Annotated in this window: 22 protein-coding genes; 13 read left to right on the top strand and 9 right to left on the bottom strand. The window is 60.0% G+C overall.

Going from position 1 to position 21426, the window contains the following annotated elements; translation table 11 throughout:
• The first annotated feature begins 10 nt into the window (after positions 1-10).
• Positions 11-907 carry a cation diffusion facilitator family transporter gene (locus ACP151_RS05295; RefSeq protein WP_424977813.1) on the top strand — a complete coding sequence of 299 codons (897 nt, stop codon included), beginning with the start codon at positions 11-13 and terminating at the stop codon, positions 905-907.
• A 63-nt stretch (positions 908-970) separates the two neighbouring features.
• Positions 971-2332 (top strand): dGTP triphosphohydrolase, encoded by a 1362-nt coding sequence (dgt, locus tag ACP151_RS05300; protein ID WP_424977814.1) that lies wholly within the window; start codon positions 971-973, stop codon positions 2330-2332.
• On the opposite strand, the gene ACP151_RS05305 is transcribed toward dgt, so the two are convergent.
• Positions 2323-3006 (bottom strand): methyl-accepting chemotaxis protein, encoded by a 684-nt coding sequence (locus tag ACP151_RS05305; protein WP_424977815.1) that lies wholly within the window; start codon positions 3004-3006, stop codon positions 2323-2325. The genes dgt and ACP151_RS05305 overlap by 10 nt on opposite strands.
• Before the next feature lie 153 nt (positions 3007-3159).
• Positions 3160-4758 (bottom strand): phosphoenolpyruvate carboxykinase, encoded by a 1599-nt coding sequence (locus tag ACP151_RS05310; protein WP_424977816.1) that lies wholly within the window; start codon positions 4756-4758, stop codon positions 3160-3162.
• Positions 4759-5098: 340 nt separating this feature from the next.
• Here ACP151_RS05310 and ACP151_RS05315 point away from each other — a divergent pair, with 340 nt between their 5' ends.
• Genes ACP151_RS05315 through ACP151_RS05345 form a run of 7 tightly spaced genes read left to right on the top strand, consistent with a single transcriptional unit; the run spans position 5099 to position 10506 of the window.
• A complete protein-coding gene (locus ACP151_RS05315) occupies positions 5099-5803 on the top strand; it encodes a response regulator transcription factor (protein WP_424977817.1) in 705 nt (234 codons plus the stop codon).
• Positions 5804-5853: 50 nt separating this feature from the next.
• Positions 5854-7557, top strand: coding sequence for a sensor histidine kinase (locus ACP151_RS05320; protein WP_424977818.1), 1704 nt, complete (start codon positions 5854-5856; stop codon positions 7555-7557).
• Between the two features lie 15 nt (positions 7558-7572).
• On the top strand, positions 7573-8010 hold the full coding sequence (locus ACP151_RS05325; RefSeq protein ID WP_424977819.1) for an HPr kinase/phosphorylase: 438 nt from the start codon (positions 7573-7575) through the stop codon (positions 8008-8010).
• On the top strand, positions 8003-8890 hold the full coding sequence (gene rapZ, locus ACP151_RS05330) for an RNase adapter RapZ (RefSeq protein ID WP_424977820.1): 888 nt from the start codon (positions 8003-8005) through the stop codon (positions 8888-8890). Before ACP151_RS05325 ends, rapZ begins: the two co-directional genes overlap by 8 nt.
• A 9-nt stretch (positions 8891-8899) precedes the next feature.
• Positions 8900-9307, top strand: coding sequence for a PTS sugar transporter subunit IIA (locus ACP151_RS05335; RefSeq protein ID WP_424977821.1), 408 nt, complete (start codon positions 8900-8902; stop codon positions 9305-9307).
• Positions 9308-9577: an HPr family phosphocarrier protein gene (locus ACP151_RS05340; RefSeq protein WP_019296580.1), complete on the top strand. Its 270-nt coding sequence runs from the start codon at positions 9308-9310 to the stop codon at positions 9575-9577.
• A gap of 32 nt (positions 9578-9609) precedes the next feature.
• The gene (locus tag ACP151_RS05345) at positions 9610-10506 is read left to right on the top strand and encodes a lysophospholipid acyltransferase family protein (RefSeq protein ID WP_424977822.1); all 897 of its coding nucleotides are present in this window, start codon (positions 9610-9612) and stop codon (positions 10504-10506) included.
• A 65-nt stretch (positions 10507-10571) separates the two neighbouring features.
• Here ACP151_RS05345 and ACP151_RS05350 read toward each other — a convergent pair whose 3' ends face one another.
• The gene (locus ACP151_RS05350; protein WP_424977823.1) at positions 10572-11447 is read right to left on the bottom strand and encodes a 3-hydroxybutyryl-CoA dehydrogenase; all 876 of its coding nucleotides are present in this window, start codon (positions 11445-11447) and stop codon (positions 10572-10574) included.
• A 152-nt stretch (positions 11448-11599) separates the two neighbouring features.
• Here ACP151_RS05350 and ACP151_RS05355 point away from each other — a divergent pair, with 152 nt between their 5' ends.
• Positions 11600-12421 (top strand): DUF6473 family protein, encoded by an 822-nt coding sequence (locus ACP151_RS05355; RefSeq protein WP_424977824.1) that lies wholly within the window; start codon positions 11600-11602, stop codon positions 12419-12421.
• 81 nt (positions 12422-12502) lie between these two features.
• Here the strand turns inward: ACP151_RS05355 and ACP151_RS05360 are convergent, their stop codons facing one another.
• From ACP151_RS05360 to ACP151_RS05385, 6 genes are all read right to left on the bottom strand, one after another.
• Complete coding sequence (locus tag ACP151_RS05360) at positions 12503-13432, bottom strand: electron transfer flavoprotein subunit alpha/FixB family protein (RefSeq protein WP_424977825.1); 930 nt, start codon at positions 13430-13432, stop codon at positions 12503-12505.
• Positions 13432-14190 carry an electron transfer flavoprotein subunit beta/FixA family protein gene (locus ACP151_RS05365; protein WP_424977826.1) on the bottom strand — a complete coding sequence of 253 codons (759 nt, stop codon included), beginning with the start codon at positions 14188-14190 and terminating at the stop codon, positions 13432-13434. The genes ACP151_RS05360 and ACP151_RS05365 overlap by 1 nt, the downstream gene beginning before the upstream one ends.
• 293 nt (positions 14191-14483) lie before the next feature.
• Positions 14484-15056 carry a cob(I)yrinic acid a,c-diamide adenosyltransferase gene (locus tag ACP151_RS05370; protein ID WP_424977827.1) on the bottom strand — a complete coding sequence of 191 codons (573 nt, stop codon included), beginning with the start codon at positions 15054-15056 and terminating at the stop codon, positions 14484-14486.
• A gap of 6 nt (positions 15057-15062) precedes the next feature.
• The gene (locus ACP151_RS05375) at positions 15063-15266 is read right to left on the bottom strand and encodes a twin transmembrane helix small protein (RefSeq protein WP_424977828.1); all 204 of its coding nucleotides are present in this window, start codon (positions 15264-15266) and stop codon (positions 15063-15065) included.
• Between the two features lie 65 nt (positions 15267-15331).
• Positions 15332-16162 (bottom strand): SDR family NAD(P)-dependent oxidoreductase, encoded by an 831-nt coding sequence (locus ACP151_RS05380; protein WP_424977829.1) that lies wholly within the window; start codon positions 16160-16162, stop codon positions 15332-15334.
• 34 nt (positions 16163-16196) lie between these two features.
• A complete protein-coding gene (locus ACP151_RS05385; RefSeq protein WP_424977830.1) occupies positions 16197-16835 on the bottom strand; it encodes an SH3 domain-containing protein in 639 nt (212 codons plus the stop codon).
• A 233-nt stretch (positions 16836-17068) separates the two neighbouring features.
• Here ACP151_RS05385 and parC point away from each other — a divergent pair, with 233 nt between their 5' ends.
• From parC to tuf, 3 genes are all read left to right on the top strand, one after another.
• On the top strand, positions 17069-19417 hold the full coding sequence (gene parC, locus ACP151_RS05390; protein ID WP_424977831.1) for a DNA topoisomerase IV subunit A: 2349 nt from the start codon (positions 17069-17071) through the stop codon (positions 19415-19417).
• A 129-nt stretch (positions 19418-19546) separates the two neighbouring features.
• On the top strand, positions 19547-20146 hold the full coding sequence (locus tag ACP151_RS05395; RefSeq protein ID WP_424977832.1) for a hypothetical protein: 600 nt from the start codon (positions 19547-19549) through the stop codon (positions 20144-20146).
• 126 nt (positions 20147-20272) lie between these two features.
• Positions 20273-21426: elongation factor Tu (gene tuf / locus ACP151_RS05400; protein WP_424977833.1), on the top strand; the 1154-nt coding region annotated here is incomplete at its 3' end.

Below are 21426 nucleotides of genomic sequence, written 5' to 3' on the forward strand. Positions count from 1 at the left end.
GGGAGAGAGCATGTTTCAACGCTTCAGTGCAACTCAATTGGCGACAGGGTCGATCCTGATCGCGCTGGCGGTGACCGGCCTGAAGGCCTTGGCCTGGATGCTGACCGGCTCGGTGGCGCTGCTGTCGGATGCGCTCGAATCCTTCGTGAACATCGGCGGCGCAGTGATTGCCTGGTTTGCCGTGCGCTATGCCCAGCGGCCGGCTGACGACGGCCACCCTTACGGCCACCACAAGGCAGAGTATTTCTCGGCGGTTGCCGAAGGCATCATGATTGTGATCGCCGCGCTGGTGATCCTGCACGCGGCGGTGGACGCCTTTGGACGCCCGGCCACGGCAGACTGGAGCACAGCAGGCCTGCTGGTCAACGCGCTTGCGATGATCCTGAACCTGGCCTGGGCACGGGTGCTGCTGGCGGCGGGCGGGCGGCTGAAGTCGCCGGCCCTGGCGGCGGGCGGGCGACATCTGATGAGCGATGTCTGGACCTCAGCCGGGGTGCTGGCCGGGCTGGTGTTGGCATTGGCCAGCGGCTGGGCCTTCCTGGATCCGCTGCTGGCGCTTTTGGTGGCCGTCAATATCCTGCGGGAAGGCTGGCTGGTGATTGCCTCCTCGATCGGCGGCCTGATGGACACGGCGGCACCGGAAGAGGAGCGGAGGAAAATCGAGGAGATTATTCACCGCATGGCGACCGGGGCGCTTCAGGTGCATGACCTTAAGACACGCCGGGCGGGGCAGGCGCTGTTTATCGAATTTCACATGGTCGTGGACGGTGCCATGACGGTGCGGGCGTCGCATGGCATTTGCGACCTGATTGAAATTGCCCTCCGGGACGCCCTGCCGGAAGCGCAGGTGGTGATTCACGTGGAGCCGGAGCACAAGCTGGAACCTGCCGGGATCAAGCCGCGCTGAAGCGTTTGCATTTCCCCGCGGGCTGCCGTTTAACCGCCGCCAGACAGGCAAAGGAGCAGACACATGGCGATGGAGTGGAATAGGCTGCTGAACCCGGGGCGGCTGTGCCGGCCGGATTTTGCCGAGGAGCCGGGACGCGAGGCCTATCTGCAGGATTATGACCGCATCCTGTTTTCCGAACCGTTCCGGCGGTTGGCTCAGAAGACCCAGGTGCATCCGCTCTACAGCCATGACCACGTGCATCATCGGATGATCCACAGCATGGAAACATGCAGCGTCGGTCGTTCGCTGGGAGCCGGCGTGGGGCACGCGCTGCTGAAGGCGGGCCGGATCACTCCGGATCAGGTGCTGCGTATTGCAGGCCACGTTCAGGCGGCCTGTCTTCTGCACGACATTGGCAATCCGCCTTTTGGTCACTCTGGCGAAGACAGCATTGGAGGCTGGTTCGCAGCGCAGTTCCGCTCAGGCCAGGGGCTGGCGGCCGAGGTTCCAGCAGACCGACAGGCAGAGTTCGCGCATTTCGAGGGCAACGCCCAGGGGTTGCGCATTGCTGGGCGGCTGGAAATGGCCCGGCGCGAGGGCGGTCTGCGGCTCAGCTATGCAACGCTGGGTGCTTTTCTGAAATACCCCTGCACCCGGCAGGTGCGCGATGCTGTCTGCGCCGATGGACCGGCGCCCTATGCAGGTCTCAAGAAATTCGGTGTCTTTGCGGCGGACACCGTACTGCTGGATGAGATTTGTTCCGCCACCGGCATGATCCGTGAAAGCGCGGGCTGGTATCGCCGCCATCCGCTTGCCTTCCTTGTCGAGGCCGCGGACGACATTTGCTACCGCATCATGGATATCGAGGATGCGGGGGCGGTGGGCGATCTGGACCGCGCTGAGGTGGCTGCGGTGCTGGAAGACATCACTGGCAAGCCAAACCGGGAAGAAGACGCCGCGATGCCATTGGGTGAGCGGGTTGCGCTGTTGCGGGCGCTATCCATCGGCGCGGCCACCAGCGCAGCAATACAGGCCTTCATGGACAACTATGATGCCATCGTGAGCGGTGAATTTGATGGGGATCTGATCAGTGCTTCATCCAAGGCAGACGCCTTTGCGGAGCTGCAGCGCCTGTCGGTCGAGCGCATCTTTGCGGCCCGCCGCAAGACCGAACTGGAAGTGGCTGGTCGGCAGGCACTGCACCGTATCCTGGATCATTTTCACGGACTTTACAGCGATCTGGCCGCCTGTGGCTGGGATCAGGCTGACTTCGGCAGGCAGTTCCCGCATTGGGGACAATTGATCCGTGCAGTGGATCTCGACCTTCGGGATACCAGGGATGCCTGCAGCGCTATGCATTCACTTGCGGATTTTGTCTCCGGAATGACAGACCGCTATGCGGTCAAAGTCCGGGAGATGATCACCGGCTCAGTTCAGTTTTGATCCTGCGCACTGCCTTGCATGATCCGTTCCCGGGCAGAGCTGTCGCGCCCCGCCATCTGATCCGTGATCCGGTTGACCCATTCGCCATTTTCATCCGCAAGGGCCTTGATCTCACGCGCCAGAAACGCAAACCCCTGTCCGGCCTTGCCTGCCCGGGCAGCTTCGATACCGGCATTGATTGCCAGTATTGAAAGCTTTTGCACCGAGCGCAGGATGTTTTCAGCCAGTTTCAGGATTTCTGCATTATCCGCTTCGGTTTTCTGGAGCGTGCCTTCCAGTTCCTTGCGCAGTTCCACCTCGGCTGAGGCATCGACAACAAGACCTTCCAGAAAGATCATCTCTCCCTTGTCATCATAGACGGCGTTGCCGCGTTCCCTGACCCAGGCGCTGCCGCCGTCAGGGTGCGACAGCCGGTAGGCCACGTCCCAGGGCTGGCCTTCTTCAATCGCGGCGTCGATCGCAGCCAGAGCCTGTTTGGTGTCCTCGTCATGCATAATCTCCACAAAGGAGACTTTGGCGTTGTTCAGAATGTCCTGCCGCGGACGCCCGCATAGATGCTCAATCTGTCCGGCCATGAAACTCATGGTGAAATGTTCATCGTTGGCGCATCGGTAAACAAAGGAGTTCGCTGAGTCGAAAACGCTGTTGAAGACTGCCAGGGCTTCATCACTCATATATCCGGACCTCCAGGACCAATATTAAACACGGTTGACGATGTCGGACGCGCACCCTCAACAGTAAAAATAAATTCCTCAAAGTAAATGCCATGTGAAAAGAAAAAGCCCCGGCGGCTGCCGGGGCTTTGAAAACAATGGTAAAAAAGCGGCTTAGCCGATGGCCGCGGCTTTCACGTCTTCGTCGATGAACGGCAGATATTGGCCAAAGTTGTCAGAGAACATCTGAACCAGCTTGGCAGCCTGCGCGTCATAGGCCTCTTTGTCGTCCCAGGTGCGGCGCGGATCCAGCAGCAGTTCCGGCACGCCGGGCACGTTGACCGGCACGTCAAAACCAAAGTTCACGTCCTGGCGGAATTCTGCGTCCGCCAACGAGCCGTCCAGCGCCGCAGTCAGCAGCGCGCGGGTGGCCTTGATCGGCATGCGGCTGCCGGTGCCATAGGCACCGCCGGTCCAGCCGGTATTGACCAGCCAGCAGGTTGCGCCGTGCTGGGCAATCTTCTCGCGCAGCAGGTTGCCGTAAACCTCGGGGCGGCGCGGCATGAAGGGCGCGCCAAAGCAAGTGGAGAAGGTCGGTTCCGGCTCAGTCACGCCACGCTCGGTGCCTGCCACCTTGGAAGTGAAGCCCGACAGGAAATGGTACATTGCCTGCGCCGGGGTCAGCCGTGCGATCGGAGGCAGAACGCCAAAGGCATCACAGGTCAGCATGATGATGTTCTTTGGGTGGCCGCCGCGGGCGCTTTCCGATGCATTGGAGATGTAATGCAGCGGATAGGCGCAACGCATGTTGGCAGTCAGGCTATCGTCGTTGAAATCCAGCTCTTTTGTCTCCGGATCGAACACCATGTTCTCGATCACGGTGCCGAACTTGGAGGTGGTCGCGTAGATTTCCGGCTCTGCCTCGGCATTCAGGTTGATGGTCTTGGCATAGCAGCCGCCTTCAAAGTTGAAGGTGCCATTGTCGGCCCAGCCATGTTCATCATCGCCAATCAGCACTCGGTCCGGGTCGGCGGACAGGGTGGTCTTGCCAGTGCCCGACAGGCCGAAGAACACGGCGGTATCAACCGGGTTGCCCTTGGCATGGTTGGCGGAACAGTGCATCGGCATGATGCCTTTTTCCGGCAGCAGGTAGTTCAGCAGTGTGAACACGGATTTCTTGTTCTCGCCCGCATATTCGGTGCCGCCGATCAGGATCATTTTGCGGTCGAAGTTCATCGCGATGATGGTTTCGGAACGGCAGTCATGCTTCTTGGGGTCAGCCTGGAAGCTGGGGCAGTTGATGACAGTGAAATCCGCGATGAAATCGTCCAGATCTTCGCGGTCGGGACGACGCAGCATGGTGCGGATGAACAGGTTGTGCCAGGCCAGCTCAGTCACCATGCGGACGTTGATTGCATGCGCCGGGTCGGCGCCGCCAACCAGATCCTGGACGAAGTAGTCCTTGCCTTTCATGTGCTCCAGCATGTCGTCATGGAGCGCATCAAAGCCTTCCGGGCTCATCGCTGCATTATTGTCCCACCAGATGGTGTCGCGGACACTGTCAGATTTCACGACATGTTTGTCCTTGGGCGAGCGGCCGGTGAATTTACCGGTGGTCACAAGGAATGCGCCGCCATTGCCCAGCGTGCCTTCACCGCGCTGCAATGCGGCTTCGATCAGCGCCGGTTCCATGAAGTTGTAGTAGACATTGCCCAGACCCTCGATGCCCTGATCTTCGAGGCGGAATTGCGGGTTAACCCGTCCAGATGTCATGCGTTTTTTCTCCTGTGGCGGCGCGGGCGGCACGCGGCTGCGCGGCTGCGCCAGTGGGGCAATAGAAACGGCATCGCTGCCGGTAGCGCGGTCATAACATGGCGTTTTGGGTGGTGAACAGGCCGGTTTCATCTAGTTAGCGCCATCAAGGCGATGTTTAGCGCAACCATTGTTCTGCGTCGCGGCATGTGCCCCTCTGTTCAGTGAACGCTAAGGTATTTTTGCCCCAATTGTGTCCAAAGATCGTCCCGATTCTTCAAATGGGATTGATTCGGGGCACTATAACGGCGATGAACATGCTAAAAACAAAACATAACAGAGCAGATTAGGGGCAATTCCGATGTCGAAGATTGCTTTGGTTGACGATGACAGGAACATCCTGACATCGGTTTCCATGACACTTGAAGCCGAGGGCTTTGAGGTCGAAACCTACAATGATGGGCAGGCCGCACTGGATGCCTTCAATAAAAAACTGCCGGATATGGCAGTGCTGGATATCAAAATGCCGCGCATGGATGGCATGGACCTGTTGCAGCGACTGCGACAGAAGTCTCAGATGCCGGTGATCTTTCTGACGTCCAAGGACGATGAGATCGACGAGGTTCTGGGCCTGCGCATGGGGGCCGACGATTATGTCAAGAAGCCGTTTTCGCAGCGTTTGCTGGTAGAACGGATCCGGGCACTGTTGCGCCGCCAGGAGGCGATCAGCAGCGATGCCGCCGGCACGGCCTCGCCAGAAGCCAAAGTAATGGAGCGTGGCAATTTGCGGATGGACCCGCTGCGTCACGCAGTCAGCTGGAAGGGCAAGGATGTATCCCTGACGGTGACGGAATTCCTGCTTTTGCAGGCACTGGCACAGCGGCCCGGCTTCGTCAAAAGCCGTGATCAGCTGATGGATGTGGCCTATGACGATCAGGTCTATGTGGATGACCGTACCATCGACAGCCATATCAAGCGGCTGCGCAAGAAAATGCGCAGCGCAGATTCGGATTTTGCGGCAATCGAGACCCTTTATGGAATCGGTTACCGTTATAATGAAGAATAAGCGGCACATCTATGCGGGGCGATCTTGCCCCGGCCAAGGGAGCGGAGCGGATGCGCGATACTAGTACAGTGCAACGCCAGCAGGACGGTGATGTGGTTCTGGGGGAAGACTGGGTTACCCCGGACCAGTCGGTGACGCGTGAAATGCAGGTCAAACGCGCCCGGCGAGGTTTCCTGCCGCTCAAGGGGTCGCCGCTGACACGCCGGATCATAACCTTCAATCTGATCGCGTTGATCATATTGGCCACTGGCATTCTCTATCTGAACTCCTCTCGTCAAAGCCTGGTGCAGCAGCGCGCCGGCGCTCTGGTCTCTGAGGCAATGCTGGCCGGTGATGTGTTCGAAGCCGAGATGCCGTCAGCCGGCGCTGTGAGTTTTGCCGCGGGCGACGGTATTCAGGTAGATAGCACATTGGCAGGCCTGAGCCTGCGAGCCGGAGTAGAGGCCTTTGTGTTTGATACTACCGGCAACCTGATTTCCAGCATCAAGGGTGCGGACCGCAGTAATGCGCTGAATACGCTGAATGACAACAGCAGCCGTACCATCATCAGCGATGCGCTCGCGGTCCTCTGGCGATTGGCGGATAGCGGCGATGCGCCGGCCTCTGCCTCCGGACCGGCGCTTGAGGAACGGCTCAGTGGGCTGGTTGACCGGGCGATGAATGGTGGAACAGGTGTGGAAACCGTGGTGGACACCAGCGGCAGCCGGGTGATTTCTGCGGCCACGCCGATCATGCACAACGGGTCCGCCGTGGGGGTAATCGCTTTGACTTCACCCACTGGTGAGGTGGACGCTCTGGTGCGCGGTGAACAGGAACGTGTCCTGCAAATGTTCGTTGTGGCGCTGCTGGTGTCCGTTGGTCTCAGCCTGGTGCTGGCCTCTACCATTGCCAACCCGCTTGCCGATCTGGCAGAGGCAGCTGAACTGGGGCGTGATCGGGGCAGCCGCAAATCCAACCCGGGCCGGATTCGCATTCCGGACCTGTCGGCGCGGCCGGACGAAATCGGTCGTCTCAGCCGTGCATTGCGCGGAATGGTTAAGGCGCTCTACTCCCGTATCGACAGCAATGAACAATTTGCAGCAGACGTTGCGCATGAAATCAAAAACCCGCTGGCCAGCCTGCAATCAGCTGTGGGCACTCTGCGGATGGTGCGCCGTGACGATCAGCGGCAGAAACTGATGGATGTGATCGAGCATGATGTGCGCCGTCTCGACCGTTTGGTCAGTGATATTTCCAATGCCTCGCGACTGGATGCTGAGCTTGTCAAAGAAGAGGAAGAGGAATTCGATCTTCTGTCCATGCTTGGCAATCTGAATCACTACCTGGGCGAGGACGCGCGTGCCAAGGGCATCGACTACATCACCGATCTGCCCGCCCAGCCTGTCCTGCTGCAAGGGCTTGAGGCGCGTCTGGCGCAGGTCTTTGTCAACTTGATCACCAACGCAGTATCCTTCTGCGAGGAAGGCGACGCCATCCGCGTCTGGGCGCGCCGCCGCGCCAATCGGGTGTTGATTGTGGTCGAAGACACCGGTCCAGGTATCCCCGATCAGGCGCTCTCCAAGATCTTCAAGCGCTTCTATTCTCAGCGCCCGGTAGAGCATTTTGGCAATAACTCCGGCCTTGGTCTTGCGATCTCCAAGCAGATTGTCGAGGCACATGGCGGCGTGATCTGGGCTGAAAACATTCGCCCAACCGAGGCCGATGTAACTTCTGAACCTCTGGGTGCGCGATTTGTGGTAGGCTTGCCAGTCTAAACTCCGGTGTAGCCCATGTCTGACTCTCAAAGCCTCATTCTGCATGCCTCCTGCGTCGCGCTGGAGGGGCGGGGGCTTATGATCACAGGTAGTTCTGGACAAGGCAAATCTGCGCTGGCGCTGCAGCTCATGGCCTTCGGTGCTCAGCTGGTCGCCGACGACCGGGTGCTGGTGCAGTTGCTGGACGGCCAACTGGTGGCAAGCGCGCCGGCACCGATCCGCGGATTGATAGAGGCGCGTTCTATAGGGCTGTTGCGCGCACAGATCCGCAGCCCGGTGCCGGTGACAGTGCTGGTGGACCTGGACGAGACAGAGACTGACCGCCTGCCAGTGCGTCACACTTCGCTGCTTCTGGGGCAGGAGGTGGCACGCGTCAAACGGGTGGAGGGCGCCCATTTCGCTCCGGCCCTGATGCAATATCTCAGATGCGGGGCGCTGGATCCGGATGCCTGAGCAAAGGGAACAGGCAGTCCCGGCAGTCCCGGCGGTTCTGGTTACGGGCCCTTCCGGTGCTGGCCGGACCACCGCGATCAACGTGCTTGAGGATCTTGGTTTCGAAGCGATCGACAACCTGCCTCTGCGTTTGCTACCCGGTTTGTTCGACGCTGCCGCAGCGCCACGCCCGATGGCGCTGGGACTGGACAGCCGCAACCGGGACTTTTCACCGGGCGCGCTGCTGGATGTGATCGACATGCTTTCCGGGCGCCGCGAGCTGGAGCTGACGGTGCTCTACCTAGACGCACAGCCTGATGTTCTTCTGCGCCGCTATTCGGAAACCCGCCGCCGCCATCCGCTGGCGCCAGCGGAATCCCCGGGCGAGGGCGTGCGCCGTGAGCTGGATCTTATGGCGCCAATCCGTGACCGGGCGGACATCTTGCTGGAAACATCTGGAATGAATGTCCATCAGCTGAAGTCTGAAATCGAACGCTGGTTTGCCCCGGGCGGTCGCACCCTGGCACTGTCGGTGCAAAGCTTCTCCTACAAGCGCGGCATGCCGCACGGCATCGACATGGTGTTCGACTGCCGGTTCCTAGCCAATCCCTATTGGGATCCGCGCTTGCGAGCACTGAACGGCCAGGATTTAGCAGTGCAGGATTACGTCCGTGCCGACGAAAGATTCCATCGGTTCTTTGACCGGGTTCTGGACCTCACCCGGCTGCTGCTGCCGGCCTATCGGGACGAAGGCAAATCGCATTTTTCCATCGCCTTTGGCTGCACCGGCGGCCAGCACAGATCAGTGACTATGGCGGAAACGCTGGCCAAGGCCCTTGCGGAGGACGGCCTGCAAGTGTCAATTAGACATCGCGAGCTGCAAGGCCAGCAAAAGAAGTGAGAGGCCGGGGTGATCGGGATTGTGATCGTAGCGCATGGCGGACTGGCAGGGGAGTACCTGGCCGCAGTGGAACACGTTGTGGGTCCGCAGCCCAGCGTGCTGGCCATTGGCATTGGCCCGGAGGATGACCGTGCCGCCAAGCAGGACGAAATCTGCGCGGCAGCCAACAAGGTGGACAGCGGCGGAGGTGTGGTCATGGTGACCGACCTCTTCGGAGGTTCACCTTCTAATCTCAGCCTCAAGGCCTGCGGACCGGCGGACCGGCGGATTCTTTATGGTGCGAACCTTCCTATGCTGATCAAACTGGCAAAATCCCGCCACTTGCCAGTTGCCGATGCGGTACGGCAGGCGATGGAGGCCGGGCGCAAGTATATCAACGCGCAAAACGTAAACCCTGACGGGGAGCAGGCACATTAAATGGCTCTGAAGACGCTGAAAATCATCAACGAAAAAGGGCTGCACGCCCGAGCTTCTGCCAAACTGGTGGAAGTGGTCGAAGCGTTTGACGCCACGGCAGAAGTGCTGAAAGACGGAATGTCAGCCTCTGGCGACAGTATTATGGGCCTTTTGATGTTGGCAGCTTCGAAAGGAACGACTATTGACGTCGAGACTTCAGGGCCTGATGCTGACGCGCTGGCGCATGCGCTGGAGGCTCTGGTGGCCGACAAGTTCGGCGAGGGCTACTAGGCCCGCGCCGGCAACGGAACGGGAAAAGCATTTTGGCGGATACCGCACAAGACAGGAATTCCGGCGTCGCGCCGGATACTGCTGAACAGACAACGGGCGAGGTTTATGACCGCCGCACGCTGACCTATGCTAACTCTTTCGATGACCGCTGGACCTCGCTGGCGATCAAGACCATCGAATGGCTGACCGGCAAGCTGACGATTTTGCGTATGGTCAACAAGTTCGAGAAGAACAACGCCGAATACCGCGGTCAGAAGTTCTGGCGCGGTGCGCTCAACACTATGGGCATCGACCTGCAGACCCCGCAGGAGCAGATCGACAACATTCCAGCTGATGGTCCGGTGGTGTTTGTCGCCAACCACCCGCATGGGATGGTCGACGGCATGATCTTTGCCGACCTGATCGGCCGCCGCCGCCAGGATTATCGCATTCTGACCCGCTCGGTTTTGACCGGCCTGGATGAGGCCGCGACCTCCTTCATGATCCCGGTGCCCTTTCCGCACGACCCCGAAGCGCAGCGCAAAATGGTGGACATGCGGGCTAACACCATGGCGTTTCTCAAGGAGGGCGGCGCCGTGGCTTTGTTCCCGTCGGGCGTTGTAATGTCGTCGGACAGCTGGTTTGGCCCGGCCGTCGAGCGCGAATGGAATGTCTTCACCGCCCAGTTGATCCGTCGCTCCGGCGCACGGGTTGTGCCGATCTTTTACCCCGGCTCGAACTCGCGCTGGTATCAGATCGCTTGCCAGATTTCCCCGATCCTGCGTCAGGGCCTGCTGCTGCACGAGATCGTTCGCTCCTGCAACAAGCCGCAGGCGCCGGTGGTCGGGAAACCGCTCACTGACGAGCAGATGAAGCAGTTGCAGACCGACCCGCGCGGGTTCATGGCTTGGCTGCGCGAGCACACGCTGAGCCTCGGCAAGCAAAGCTGATCCTGCCTGAACATATCGCCTGAAACAAAGACGCGCCCCGAAGGGCGCGTCTTTGTTTCAGGCTGTTACCGTGTCGGTACCGGAGCCTCGCCGCGGTAGTCGTAAAAACCACGCTGAGTCTTGCGGCCCAGCCAGCCTGCCTCGACATATTTGGTCAGCAGCGGACAGGGGCGGTATTTGGTATCCGCCAGCCCGTCATGCAGCACGTTCATGATCGCAAGGCAGGTATCCAAACCGATGAAATCCGCCAGCTCCAGTGGCCCCATCGGGTGGTTGGCGCCCAGTTTCATCGATTCGTCGATCGACTTTACGGAGCCCACGCCCTCATAAAGCGTGTAGACCGCTTCGTTGATCATTGGCATCAGGATCCGGTTGACGATGAAGGCTGGGAAATCCTCGGCGCTGGCAGATGTCTTGCCAAGCCGTGCCACCACTTCCTGGCATGCCGTGAATGTCGGCTCATCGGTGGCAATGCCGCGGATCAGCTCCACCAGCTGCATCACCGGAACGGGGTTCATAAAGTGGAACCCCATGAAGCGTTCCGGCCGGTCAGTACGGCTGGCCAGCCGGGTGATTGATATCGAAGATGTGTTGGATGTCAGGATCGTGTGCGGCTGCAGGTGCGGCAGAAGATCGTCAAAGATCGCCTGTTTGACGGTTTCCCGTTCGGTGGCCGCTTCGATGACCAGGTCGGTGGCGCCGACATCTGCAAGCGTCAGCGAGGGGACAACGCGGGACAATGCAGCCTTTACATCTGCGTCTGAAATCTTTCCCTTGCTTGCCTGACGTTCCATGTTCTTGTGAATAAGGCTCATGGCACTGTCCAGCGCCGGTTGGCTGACGTCATTCAGCACCACGTCATACCCGGCCAGTGCCATGACATGGGCAATGCCATTGCCCATCTGCCCGGCGCCGATCACTCCAACCTTCTGAATTTCCATGCCTCAGGCTCCTGAATATCTGCGGCAACCTTACTGGCGGGCAACGGGCTGGCACAAGGGCAGCAAGTCCGGATTTAAGGCAAATTCTCACTTTAGGGAATTTGCAATGGTTGCCCGTCAAGGTGAGTCTCGGGTGAAAAATTGGTGGTGAAATGAGCTATGAACTCAAGAGCGCAGGCGCGCTCGCGGGGGAACCATGCAGATATGGGGATTCCAGGCTGCTGGTGCGGGGACCGAGAAGGTCCCTGGATGATCCCTATGTTGCCTTCCTTGGCGGAACCGAAGTCTACGGGCGATTCGTTGAGTTTCCCTTTGTCGACTCGCTGCAGGCCCGGCTGGGCGTTGATTGCGTCAACCTGGGCAGCGTGAACGCGGGGCTGGACAGCTTTGCCTATGATGACAGTTTGATTGAAATTGCCCGCAATGCCGGGCTGACCGTAGTGCAGATGCTTGGTGCTCAGAACATCTCTAACCCCTACTACCGGGTGCACCCGCGCCGAAATGACCGTTTTTTGGCAGCCCAACCCGCCCTGAAAACTCTGTATCCCGAAGTCGATTTTACCGAGTTTCACTTCAACAAGCACCTGCTGTGCAGTTTGCGCGATATCTCGGCCACCCGGTTTGAGCAGGTGCGCGAACAGCTGCAGCGGAGCTGGATCGACCGGATGACGACGCTGATACGGGAGCTGGACGGCCGTGTCCTGCTCTTGTGGCTGCGATATGTGCTGGACGCGGCTTCCAGCTTCCAAGAAGAGCCTGTGCTGGTTGACAAGACCATGGCAGACGCATTGCGCCCTATGGTGCAGGGGATCCTCGAGATCAGGGCTGACTCGGCTGCTGCGGCACAGGATATCGCCGGAATGATTTTCGGGCCGATGGAACTGCCCGCTGCCCGGCACATGATTGGGCCACGGGAACACTTGAAAATTGCAGAAGCACTGGCCAATGACCTAGAGCCGCTGCTGCAGCCCTAGTCTCTCGTCAATTGCATGGTCACAGCAAAAAGGCCCGCCAGTGTGGCGGGCCTTTCGTTTTAGTGGGCTGTCCAGCCGGGCTTAGCCCAGCTTTTCGGTCAGGGCCGGAACAGCTTCGAACAGGTCGGCAACCAGGCCGAAGTCCGCAACCTGGAAAATCGGTGCTTCTTCGTCTTTGTTGATCGCCACGATGACCTTGGAGTCTTTCATGCCAGCCAGATGCTGGATCGCGCCGGAGATGCCGATGGCAACATAGAGGTCCGGTGCAACAACCTTGCCGGTCTGACCAACCTGCCAGTCGTTCGGAGCATAGCCCGAGTCGACGGCGGCGCGGGAAGCGCCAACGGCGGCACCCAGTTTGTCTGCCAGGCCTTCGATCAGTTTGAAGTCTTCTTCAGAACCAACGCCACGGCCGCCGGAAACAACGATGCCAGCCGAGGTCAGCTCAGGACGATCGGAGGCGGCAACTTTGTCTTCGACCCATTCGGACAGGCCCGGATTTGCTGCAGCCGAGATGGTTTCCACAGATGCGGAACCGCCTTCGCCAGCTGCGTCAAAGGACGCGGTACGGATCGAGACAACTTTCTTGGAGTCGTTCGACTTCACGGTCTGGATCGCGTTGCCTGCGTAGATCGGGCGCTCGAAGGTGTTGCCGTCGACAACGCCGGAGACGTCCGAGATCACCATCACGTCCAGCAGTGCGGCAACGCGCGGCAGAACGTTTTTCGCATCAGTGGTGGCCGGGGCAACGATGTGTTCGAAGTCGGATGCCAGGCCAGCGATCAATGCTGCAGTCGGTTCTGCCAGGCGGTGGCCCAGCGATGCGTCCTCAGCAACCAGAACCTTGGCAACGCCTGCGATCTTGGCGGCTTCTTCGCCAGCCGCAGCAGCAGATGCGCCTGCGGCCAGAACGGTCACGTCGCCCAGCGATGCAGCAGCGGCAACAGCTTTTGCGGTTGCGTCCAGCGCCAGCGCGCCGTCGGTCACTTCAGCAAGGAGAAGAACAGCCATTACACAGCCCCCGCTTCTTTGAGTTTCTCAACCAGCTCGTCGACGGAACCGACCTTGACGCCTGCGGCGCGTGCCGCGGGTTCTTCGGTTTTGACGATTTCCAGGCGCGGCGTGACGTCGACGCCGTAGTCGGCGGCAGTTTTCTCGTCCAGCGGCTTTTTCTTCGCCTTCATGATGTTGGGCAGCGACGCATAGCGCGGCTCGTTCAGGCGCAGGTCCACAGTGATGATGGCGGGCATCTTCACAGAGATGGTCTGCAGGCCGCCGTCGACCTCACGGGTGACTTTGGCGCTGTCGCCTTCGATGTCCAGCTCAGAGGCAAAGGTGCCCTGGGACCAGCCCAGCAGCGCCGACAGCATCTGGCCGGTAGCATTCATGTCGTTGTCGATTGCCTGCTTGCCGCAGAGCACGACGCCGGGCTGCTCTTCCTCAACCACTTTGGTCAGGATTTTTGCAACGGCCAGCGGCTCGATGTCGGTGTGCACGTCGTCGGCAGCTACCACCAGGATGGCGCGGTCCGCACCCATGGCCAGCGCGGTGCGCAGGGTTTCCTGAGCCTGCTTCACGCCGATCGAAACCGCAATCACCTCATCCGCCTTGCCGGCTTCTTTCAGGCGGATGGCTTCTTCGACAGCGATTTCGTCGAAGGGGTTCATCGACATCTTCACGTTGGCGAGATCGACACCGCTTCCGTCCGCTTTGACGCGAACCTTCACGTTATAGTCAATCACGCGTTTGACAGGCACGAGTACCTTCATTTTGCGTTCTCTCCTTCACAAACGGGACCCGCCACCGGCGACTCCCTTTGATGCTCTCGCAGCGTTGATACCGACTGCTGTGCGGCTGCAACAGGGCAAAATCGTCACGTTAGCACACGCCGACGTCGCGTTTGCGCATTTGGAACATCATTTTTGCAAGAATGTTTCCGATGGGAAGTCTGCCTGCTGAAATGGCAGGGCGCAGGCGGTCTGGATGACGCGTTTGGTGCCGGATTCGCTGAAATCCGGCACCAAAGGGCGAATCAGATTGGAAATATACCCGGGCAGAGAGCCTAGCGGTTAGCGCCAGGCACCCACAGAACGTCGTCCTTGCCGCCGTTGTTGGCGGTGCGGGCTGCAACAAAGAACCAGTCGCTGAGGCGGTTCAGGTATTTCACCGCCGCCGGGTTCACATCGTCAGTTGTGCTGAGATCGGTGGCCAGTCGTTCGGCGCGCCGCGCCACGGTGCGGCAGACATGCAGATGTGCCGCCAGCTTGGATCCGCCGGGCAGGATAAAGCTGCGCAGGGCTTCCAGATCCTTGTTCATCACGTCGATTTCGGCTTCCAGCCGCTCAACCTGTGCCACCGCAATCCGCAGCGGCGGGTATTCAGACTCTGCGTCCTTTTCCATTTCCGGACGGCAAAGGTCGGCGCCCAGGTCGAACAGATCGTTCTGGATCCGCGCCAGCGCCGCATCCATTTCGTCCTCGGCGTCCAGGCGCGCGACACCGACAAATGAGTTCAGCTCATCCGAAGTGCCATAGGCATTCACACGCGCTGAATGCTTGGCCACCCGCTCGCCATTCCCCAGCGCGGTTTCGCCTTTGTCACCGGTGCGGGTGTAAATCTTGTTCAAAACGACCATCGCCACTTATCCTCCCTGGCTCTGCAGATAGACGTAGGCCAGCAGGATCACCACTGCAACGAATTGAAACAGGATGCGCAGCCGCATCATCTTGTTTGCATTGCGGCGGTTGAACTCCCCGCCTTTACCAAAGCCGCCGATGCCAATGACCAGCGCAACAACTACGGCAGCCACGGCAGCCAGTCCCAGATAATACAGCGGATTGCTCATCCTGTCCCCCAAAGCGGATCAATTCGTTGGGTCTCCTCTACCCCGCGCAGAAACAGATGGCGACCCTATCCGAGCTTTACAAGGATGCGGTCAATTGCCCGGGTCGGCAGAATGCGCCGCAGAAAGCCTGCGATATGGGTGGGGGTGGTCACGTAATAGCGCGGATGCGGGCGGCGGGCCTCGCAGGCATGCGCCAGTTTGGCGGTGACGGCTGAGGCAGGCAGTTCGAACCGGTCCGGCCCGCTGCTTTCGTATAGCCGCTTCAGCAGCCGAGATTCGTATAGCTCGCGCAGGGGCGACGCCTTCCAGTTGATGAAGCGCTCGAAATGCGGGATCGACTTTTCGCGGATCTTCGACGTTACCGGCCCTGGTTCAATGAGCACCATGTGGATGCCGGTGCCACGCAACTCCACCCGCAATGTGTCGGTCAGCCCTTCCAGGGCGAATTTCGTGGCTACATAAGCGCCGCGCCAGGGGAATGTGACAAAGCCCAGGATTGAGGAGTTCTGCACAATCCGCCCGTGCCCTTGTTTCCGCATCACCGGAAGCACCTGCCGGGTCAGCTCGTGCCAGCCAAAGAAATTGGCCTCGAAGATTGCCCGCAGCCCGTCGGTCGGCAGATCCTCTACTGCGCCGGGCAGCCCATGAGCTCCGTTGTTGAACAGCGCATCCAGCGTGCCGCCGGTGGCCTCCAGCACTTCGGCCAGCCCGGTGGTGATGCTTTCTGGCTCTGTATAGTCAATTCGCGGGCTCTCGAAACCTTCGGCCCGCATCCGGTCGCAATCGCGCTGTTGCCGACAGGAGGCGAACACGCGCCAACCGCGTTCGCGCATGCCGCGCGCGGCATCCAGGCCGATCCCGGACGAACAGCCGGTAATCAGGATGGTTTTTTTCATGTTTGCGCCCTTCGCCCGGAAACCTCCGGTGCAGTTATGGGCGTTTCTTGCTCACCAGGGAAGCCGCAATCCATCCGACTATCCCTTTGTCAGGCGCCCGCAGATGCAGCCAGCCGGTGCCGCTGTCTTCAATTACGACAACTTCTTCACCCCCAAGCAGACGCATGATGACAGGGTAATTGGTGCCAGGCCCCTGGCGCATATTTACCCGGGACGCGCGTATGCTGCGTCGGTCGATGTACGTCTCTGGCGCGGCAGAGGGGAGAGACGCGGTCTCTTCAATTGCCAAAGAGGCCGGCGCGGCGGTGATTGCTGCCAGCCCGCCATCCAGCGAGGCCAGCTGCAGAGGAGCTGCTTCTGATCCTGACGAAAACGCTGTCTGGGTCGAGGCCAGAACGGCAGAGGCACTGACCAGATGCTGGGCGGCCACGCGCTGGCGCAGGTTCGGGTCGGCTGCCGGTCGGGCAGGGGCCGCAGTTGCACTGCGCCGGGTCAATACCGGCTGTGTGGGTGCCGTGACAGAGGTGATTCTTGCCAGCCGGTGCGTCTCTGCGGCCGGTTCGGCCTTGGCAACAGGCTCCGGCCGTTTGGGCGGCTCAAAATCCGCTCCTCCACTCAACTCGTAAAACCCCCATCCAAGGAAGGCAAAAGATACCAGAACAAATCTCGACATAACCTGGTCCCCCCAGACCAACTAAAGGCAGCTGCATGAAAAAAGAATGTTTCCCAGTGCTAAGTGATCGGCGCTGCTGCCCGTACCCTTCTCTATCTAGGGCAAGTTGACGGTTGGGGAACAGGGGAGAGACTGGCTTTTTCTCCCCAGGCCCGCTGGAGAGCTGTGTGGCAATGCGCGAATTTCGCACCCGCCCGCTTTACCAATTCCGGCAGCGGAAGTATCACCAGTACATGAACGACTTGGTAGAAGATCCCGACATGCCGTCTGCCCCTGAACAGGGTGAAATCCTAGAGCCGCTGCGCCGTGCGATTGGTGAGCGCTACCTGACCTATGCACTCAGCACCATCATGCACCGGGCGCTGCCCGACGCGCGTGACGGGCTGAAGCCGGTGCACCGGCGCATCCTCTATGCGATGAATCGCCTGCGGCTCAGCTCCTCTGGCGGCTTCCTGAAGTCGGCCAAGATTTCCGGCGACACCATGGGCGACTTCCATCCCCACGGCGATGCAGCGATTTATGATGCGATGGCGCGCCTGGCGCAGGACTTCAACGTCCGCTATCCGCTGGTCGACGGCCAGGGCAACTTCGGCAACATCGACGGAGACAACCCGGCGGCCTCGCGCTACACCGAAGCACGGATGACCTTCGTCGCCGAGGCGATGCTGGAAGGTCTGAACGAGAATGCGGTCGATTTCCGCGACAACTATGATGGCCGCCTGACCGAACCGGCGGTGCTGCCCGCGACCTTCCCGAATATCCTGGCCAATGGTGCGGCCGGCATCGCGGTGGGGATGGCCACCAACATCCCGCCGCACAACATCGCCGAGCTGATCGATGCCTGCCTGCATCTGATCAAAATCCCGGATGCCCGCGACGACACCCTCTTGAACTACGTTCCCGGCCCGGATTTTCCCACCGGCGGAATCATCGTCGAGCCCAAGGAAAACATTGCCAAGGCATACAGCACCGGCCGCGGTTCCTTCCGTCTGCGCTGCAAGCACGAGGTTGAGGACCTGGGCCGCGGCCAGTGGCAGATCGTTGTCACCGAAATCCCCTATCAGGTTCAGAAATCCAAGCTGATCGAAAAGATCGCCGAGCTGATCCAGACCAAGAAGGTGCCGATCCTCGCCGACGTGCGCGACGAATCGGCAGATGACATCCGCATCATCCTGGAACCCAAGTCCAAGAACGTAGACCCTGAGATTCTGATGAACATGATGTTCCGGAACTCGGATCTGGAAACGCGTTTCAGCCTTAACATGAACGTGCTGATTGACGGCGTGACGCCCAAGGTCTGCTCGATGAAGGAGGTGCTGCGCGCCTTCCTTGACCATCGCCGCGACGTGCTGCAGCGCCGCTCGCACCACCGGATGGAAAAGATCGACCACCGGCTGGAGGTGCTCGAAGGCTTCATCATCGCCTTCCTGAACCTCGACCGGGTGATCGATATCATCCGCTATGACGAGGACCCCAAGGCCGCCCTGATCCGCGAGGACTGGAGCAAGGACCACGCCCGCGCCTTCACTGAGGCCGAGTACATCACCCCGGCCGCTGGCACGGGTGAGCTGACAGAGGTGCAAGCCGAGGCCATCCTCAACATGCGTCTGCGCAGCTTGCGCAAGCTTGAGGAAATCGAACTGGTCCGTGAACGTGATGCGCTTCGCGAAGAACGTGCCGGGCTGGTCGAGCTTCTGGGGTCGGAAGATCTGCAGTGGTCCCGCATTTCTGAGCAGCTTAAAGAGACCAAAAAGCAGTTCGGCAAAGACTATGCAGGCGGCGCCCGCCGCTCCCTTTTTGCCGAAGCAGGCGAGGTCGAAGACGTGCCGCTGGAGGCGATGGTCGACCGCGAGCCGATCACCGTGGTCTGCTCCCAGATGGGCTGGATCCGGGCGATGACCGGCCATATCGACCTGGAGCGCGAGCTCAAATTCAAGGACGGCGACGGTCCCCGCTTCATTTTCCATGCGGAAACCACCGACCGGCTTCTGGTATTTGGCTCCAACGGTCGATTCTATACCCTGTCGGCGGCCAATCTGCCGGGTGGCCGCGGTATGGGGGAACCTGTGCGCCTGATGGTCGACCTGCCCAATGAGGCAGAGATTGTCGACCTGATGATTCACAACCCAGAAGGCCGTCTGCTGGTCGCCTCCGATGCGGGCAATGGCTTCATCTGCTCTGAGTCGGAAATCGTTGCCCAAACCCGCAGCGGCAAGCAAGTGCTCAACGTCAAGGATGACGAGCGTGCCAAGATCTGTATTCCGGTCGACGGTGACCACGTTGCCATCGTTTCTGAAAACGGCAAGCTGCTGGTGTTCTCGGTCGAGGAAATGCCCGAACTCACCCGTGGCAAGGGCGTGCGCCTGCAGAAATACAACATGGCACGCGGCAAGCAGGGGTCGCTGGAACTGGACGGCGGCCTCAGCGACATCACCACCTTCAAATGGGATGAGGGGCTGAAATGGGAAATGGGCGGAGGTAAGACCCGCCATGAAGCCGACCTGACTCAATGGCTGGGTAAACGGGCAGGTGTCGGCAAACGGCCGCCGCACGGTTTCCCGCGAGATTACAAGTTCAAGTAAGTCAGCAGAAACATGCTGCCTGCCTGTGCCCCCCGCGCCACCCGCGCGGGGGTTGCTGTTTGTCCCCCTTTACCCTGCCTGCCGCCCCCGGCTATCTGGTCTGGACCGAATTTCTCTTGGGGGATTTCCATGATCCGCGTTCTTTCTATGCTGGCTGCGCTGGCTCTGCTTACTGCCTGCGGCGAAACCCAGCTGAACGAGGCGCCAGAGGATCTGGGCGCCTTCCAGGCCCGTGTCACCCACGTTTACACCGAAAAGGCGTTGCAATGGCCGCTGTCGCGCAATGCCGAGCACAGTGAATGGACCGCACCAATCGAAGATGCGCTGAATACCCGCCTGCGCCGCTATTCCGGTGCTCAGGAATACGATGTGGCCGTGACACTTGAGGGCTTTATGCTGGCGCCGCCCGGCGTGCCGGTGCTGTTCTCCCCAAAGAGCGCGGTTGTGGTGAATGTCTTTGTTTATGACGTGGCGGAAAAGAAATTCCTGGCGAAGAAACACCAGATGGAGATCTTTGAAAGCACAACTGGCGAAAGCGCCCTGCTTGGCTCCGGCCACGCCCGTACCAAGCAGGAGCAGATCCAGGGCCTCGCCATCAATATCGCTGACAAAGTAGAGGAATGGATGGCCGAGCAACACAAAGCAGAGGGTTGGTTTGCGCCGCGTACAGCCGCGGAAACCCCGGGCGGTGCGGATGCCGCTGCGGCAGGAACGCAACCGGCTGGATAGAGCGCGCGAAAACCGCTGCCTGTCAAGCAGGAACGGGTTGATTTTTCCGCCCAAACCAAATAATCCGCCGGCGCAGAGGAAACATGGGTCGCATCCGACCCCTCATTTCAAAAGGGCGCCTAAGCAATGGCTAAGGAAAAGTTTGAACGTAATAAACCGCACGTCAACATCGGCACCATCGGCCACGTTGACCACGGCAAGACCACTCTGACCGCGGCGATCACCAAATACTTTGGTGACTTCAAAGCCTACGACCAGATCGACGGCGCCCCGGAAGAAAAAGCCCGCGGCATCACCATCTCGACCGCGCACGTGGAATATGAGACCGACAACCGCCATTACGCGCACGTCGACTGCCCCGGCCACGCTGACTATGTGAAGAACATGATCACCGGTGCGGCGCAGATGGACGGCGCGATCCTGGTTGTGAACGCAGCTGACGGCCCGATGCCGCAGACCCGCGAGCACATCCTGCTGGGCCGCCAGGTTGGCATCCCGAAGATGGTCGTGTTCATGAACAAAGTGGACCAGGTTGACGACGAAGAGCTCCTGGAGCTCGTCGAAATGGAAATCCGCGAACTGCTGTCTTCCTACGAGTACCCGGGCGACGATATTCCGATCGTTGCAGGCTCCGCTCTGGCGGCGATGGAAGGCAACAAGCCGGAAATCGGCGAAGAGAAGATCAAAGAGCTGATGGCGGCTGTTGATGACTACATCGACACCCCTGAGCGCGCTGTTGACCAGCCGTTCCTGATGCCGATCGAAGACGTGTTCTCGATTTCTGGCCGCGGCACCGTTGTGACCGGCCGTGTTGAGCGTGGCGTGATCAACGTTGGCGACTCGATCGAAATCGTTGGTATCCGTGACACTTCCACCACCACCTGTACCGGTGTGGAAATGTTCCGCAAGCTGCTGGACCGCGGTGAAGCAGGCGACAACATCGGCGCCCTGCTGCGTGGTGTGGACCGTGACGGCGTTGAGCGTGGCCAGGTTCTGTGTAAGCCGGGTTCCGTGAAGCCGCACACCAAGTTCGAAGCTGAGGCCTATATCCTCACCAAAGAAGAAGGTGGTCGCCACACCCCGTTCTTCGCGAACTACCGTCCGCAGTTCTACTTCCGCACCACCGACGTGACCGGCACCGTGACCCTGCCGGAAGGCACCGAGATGGTGATGCCGGGCGACAACCTGAAGTTCGACGTTGAGCTGATCGCGCCGATCGCGATGGAAAACGGCCTGCGCTTCGCGATCCGCGAAGGCGGCCGCACCGTCGGCGCCGGCGT

It is taken from the genome of Leisingera sp. S232, assembly GCF_049800895.1.
Classification (GTDB): domain Bacteria; phylum Pseudomonadota; class Alphaproteobacteria; order Rhodobacterales; family Rhodobacteraceae; genus Leisingera.

Coding starts and splice junctions, on each gene's coding strand:
- ACP151_RS05295 (WP_424977813.1), top strand. CDS start 11: ATGTTTCAACGCTTCAGTGCAACTCAATTGGCGACAGGGTCGATCCTG.
- dgt (WP_424977814.1), top strand. CDS start 971: ATGGCGATGGAGTGGAATAGGCTGCTGAACCCGGGGCGGCTGTGCCGG.
- ACP151_RS05305 (WP_424977815.1), bottom strand. CDS start 3,006: ATGAGTGATGAAGCCCTGGCAGTCTTCAACAGCGTTTTCGACTCAGCG.
- ACP151_RS05310 (WP_424977816.1), bottom strand. CDS start 4,758: ATGACATCTGGACGGGTTAACCCGCAATTCCGCCTCGAAGATCAGGGC.
- ACP151_RS05315 (WP_424977817.1), top strand. CDS start 5,099: ATGTCGAAGATTGCTTTGGTTGACGATGACAGGAACATCCTGACATCG.
- ACP151_RS05320 (WP_424977818.1), top strand. CDS start 5,854: ATGCGCGATACTAGTACAGTGCAACGCCAGCAGGACGGTGATGTGGTT.
- ACP151_RS05325 (WP_424977819.1), top strand. CDS start 7,573: ATGTCTGACTCTCAAAGCCTCATTCTGCATGCCTCCTGCGTCGCGCTG.
- rapZ (WP_424977820.1), top strand. CDS start 8,003: ATGCCTGAGCAAAGGGAACAGGCAGTCCCGGCAGTCCCGGCGGTTCTG.
- ACP151_RS05340 (WP_019296580.1), top strand. CDS start 9,308: ATGGCTCTGAAGACGCTGAAAATCATCAACGAAAAAGGGCTGCACGCC.
- ACP151_RS05350 (WP_424977823.1), bottom strand. CDS start 11,447: ATGGAAATTCAGAAGGTTGGAGTGATCGGCGCCGGGCAGATGGGCAAT.
- ACP151_RS05355 (WP_424977824.1), top strand. CDS start 11,600: ATGAGCTATGAACTCAAGAGCGCAGGCGCGCTCGCGGGGGAACCATGC.
- ACP151_RS05360 (WP_424977825.1), bottom strand. CDS start 13,432: ATGGCTGTTCTTCTCCTTGCTGAAGTGACCGACGGCGCGCTGGCGCTG.
- ACP151_RS05365 (WP_424977826.1), bottom strand. CDS start 14,190: ATGAAGGTACTCGTGCCTGTCAAACGCGTGATTGACTATAACGTGAAG.
- ACP151_RS05370 (WP_424977827.1), bottom strand. CDS start 15,056: ATGGTCGTTTTGAACAAGATTTACACCCGCACCGGTGACAAAGGCGAA.
- ACP151_RS05375 (WP_424977828.1), bottom strand. CDS start 15,266: ATGAGCAATCCGCTGTATTATCTGGGACTGGCTGCCGTGGCTGCCGTA.
- ACP151_RS05380 (WP_424977829.1), bottom strand. CDS start 16,162: ATGAAAAAAACCATCCTGATTACCGGCTGTTCGTCCGGGATCGGCCTG.
- ACP151_RS05385 (WP_424977830.1), bottom strand. CDS start 16,835: ATGTCGAGATTTGTTCTGGTATCTTTTGCCTTCCTTGGATGGGGGTTT.
- parC (WP_424977831.1), top strand. CDS start 17,069: ATGAACGACTTGGTAGAAGATCCCGACATGCCGTCTGCCCCTGAACAG.
- ACP151_RS05395 (WP_424977832.1), top strand. CDS start 19,547: ATGATCCGCGTTCTTTCTATGCTGGCTGCGCTGGCTCTGCTTACTGCC.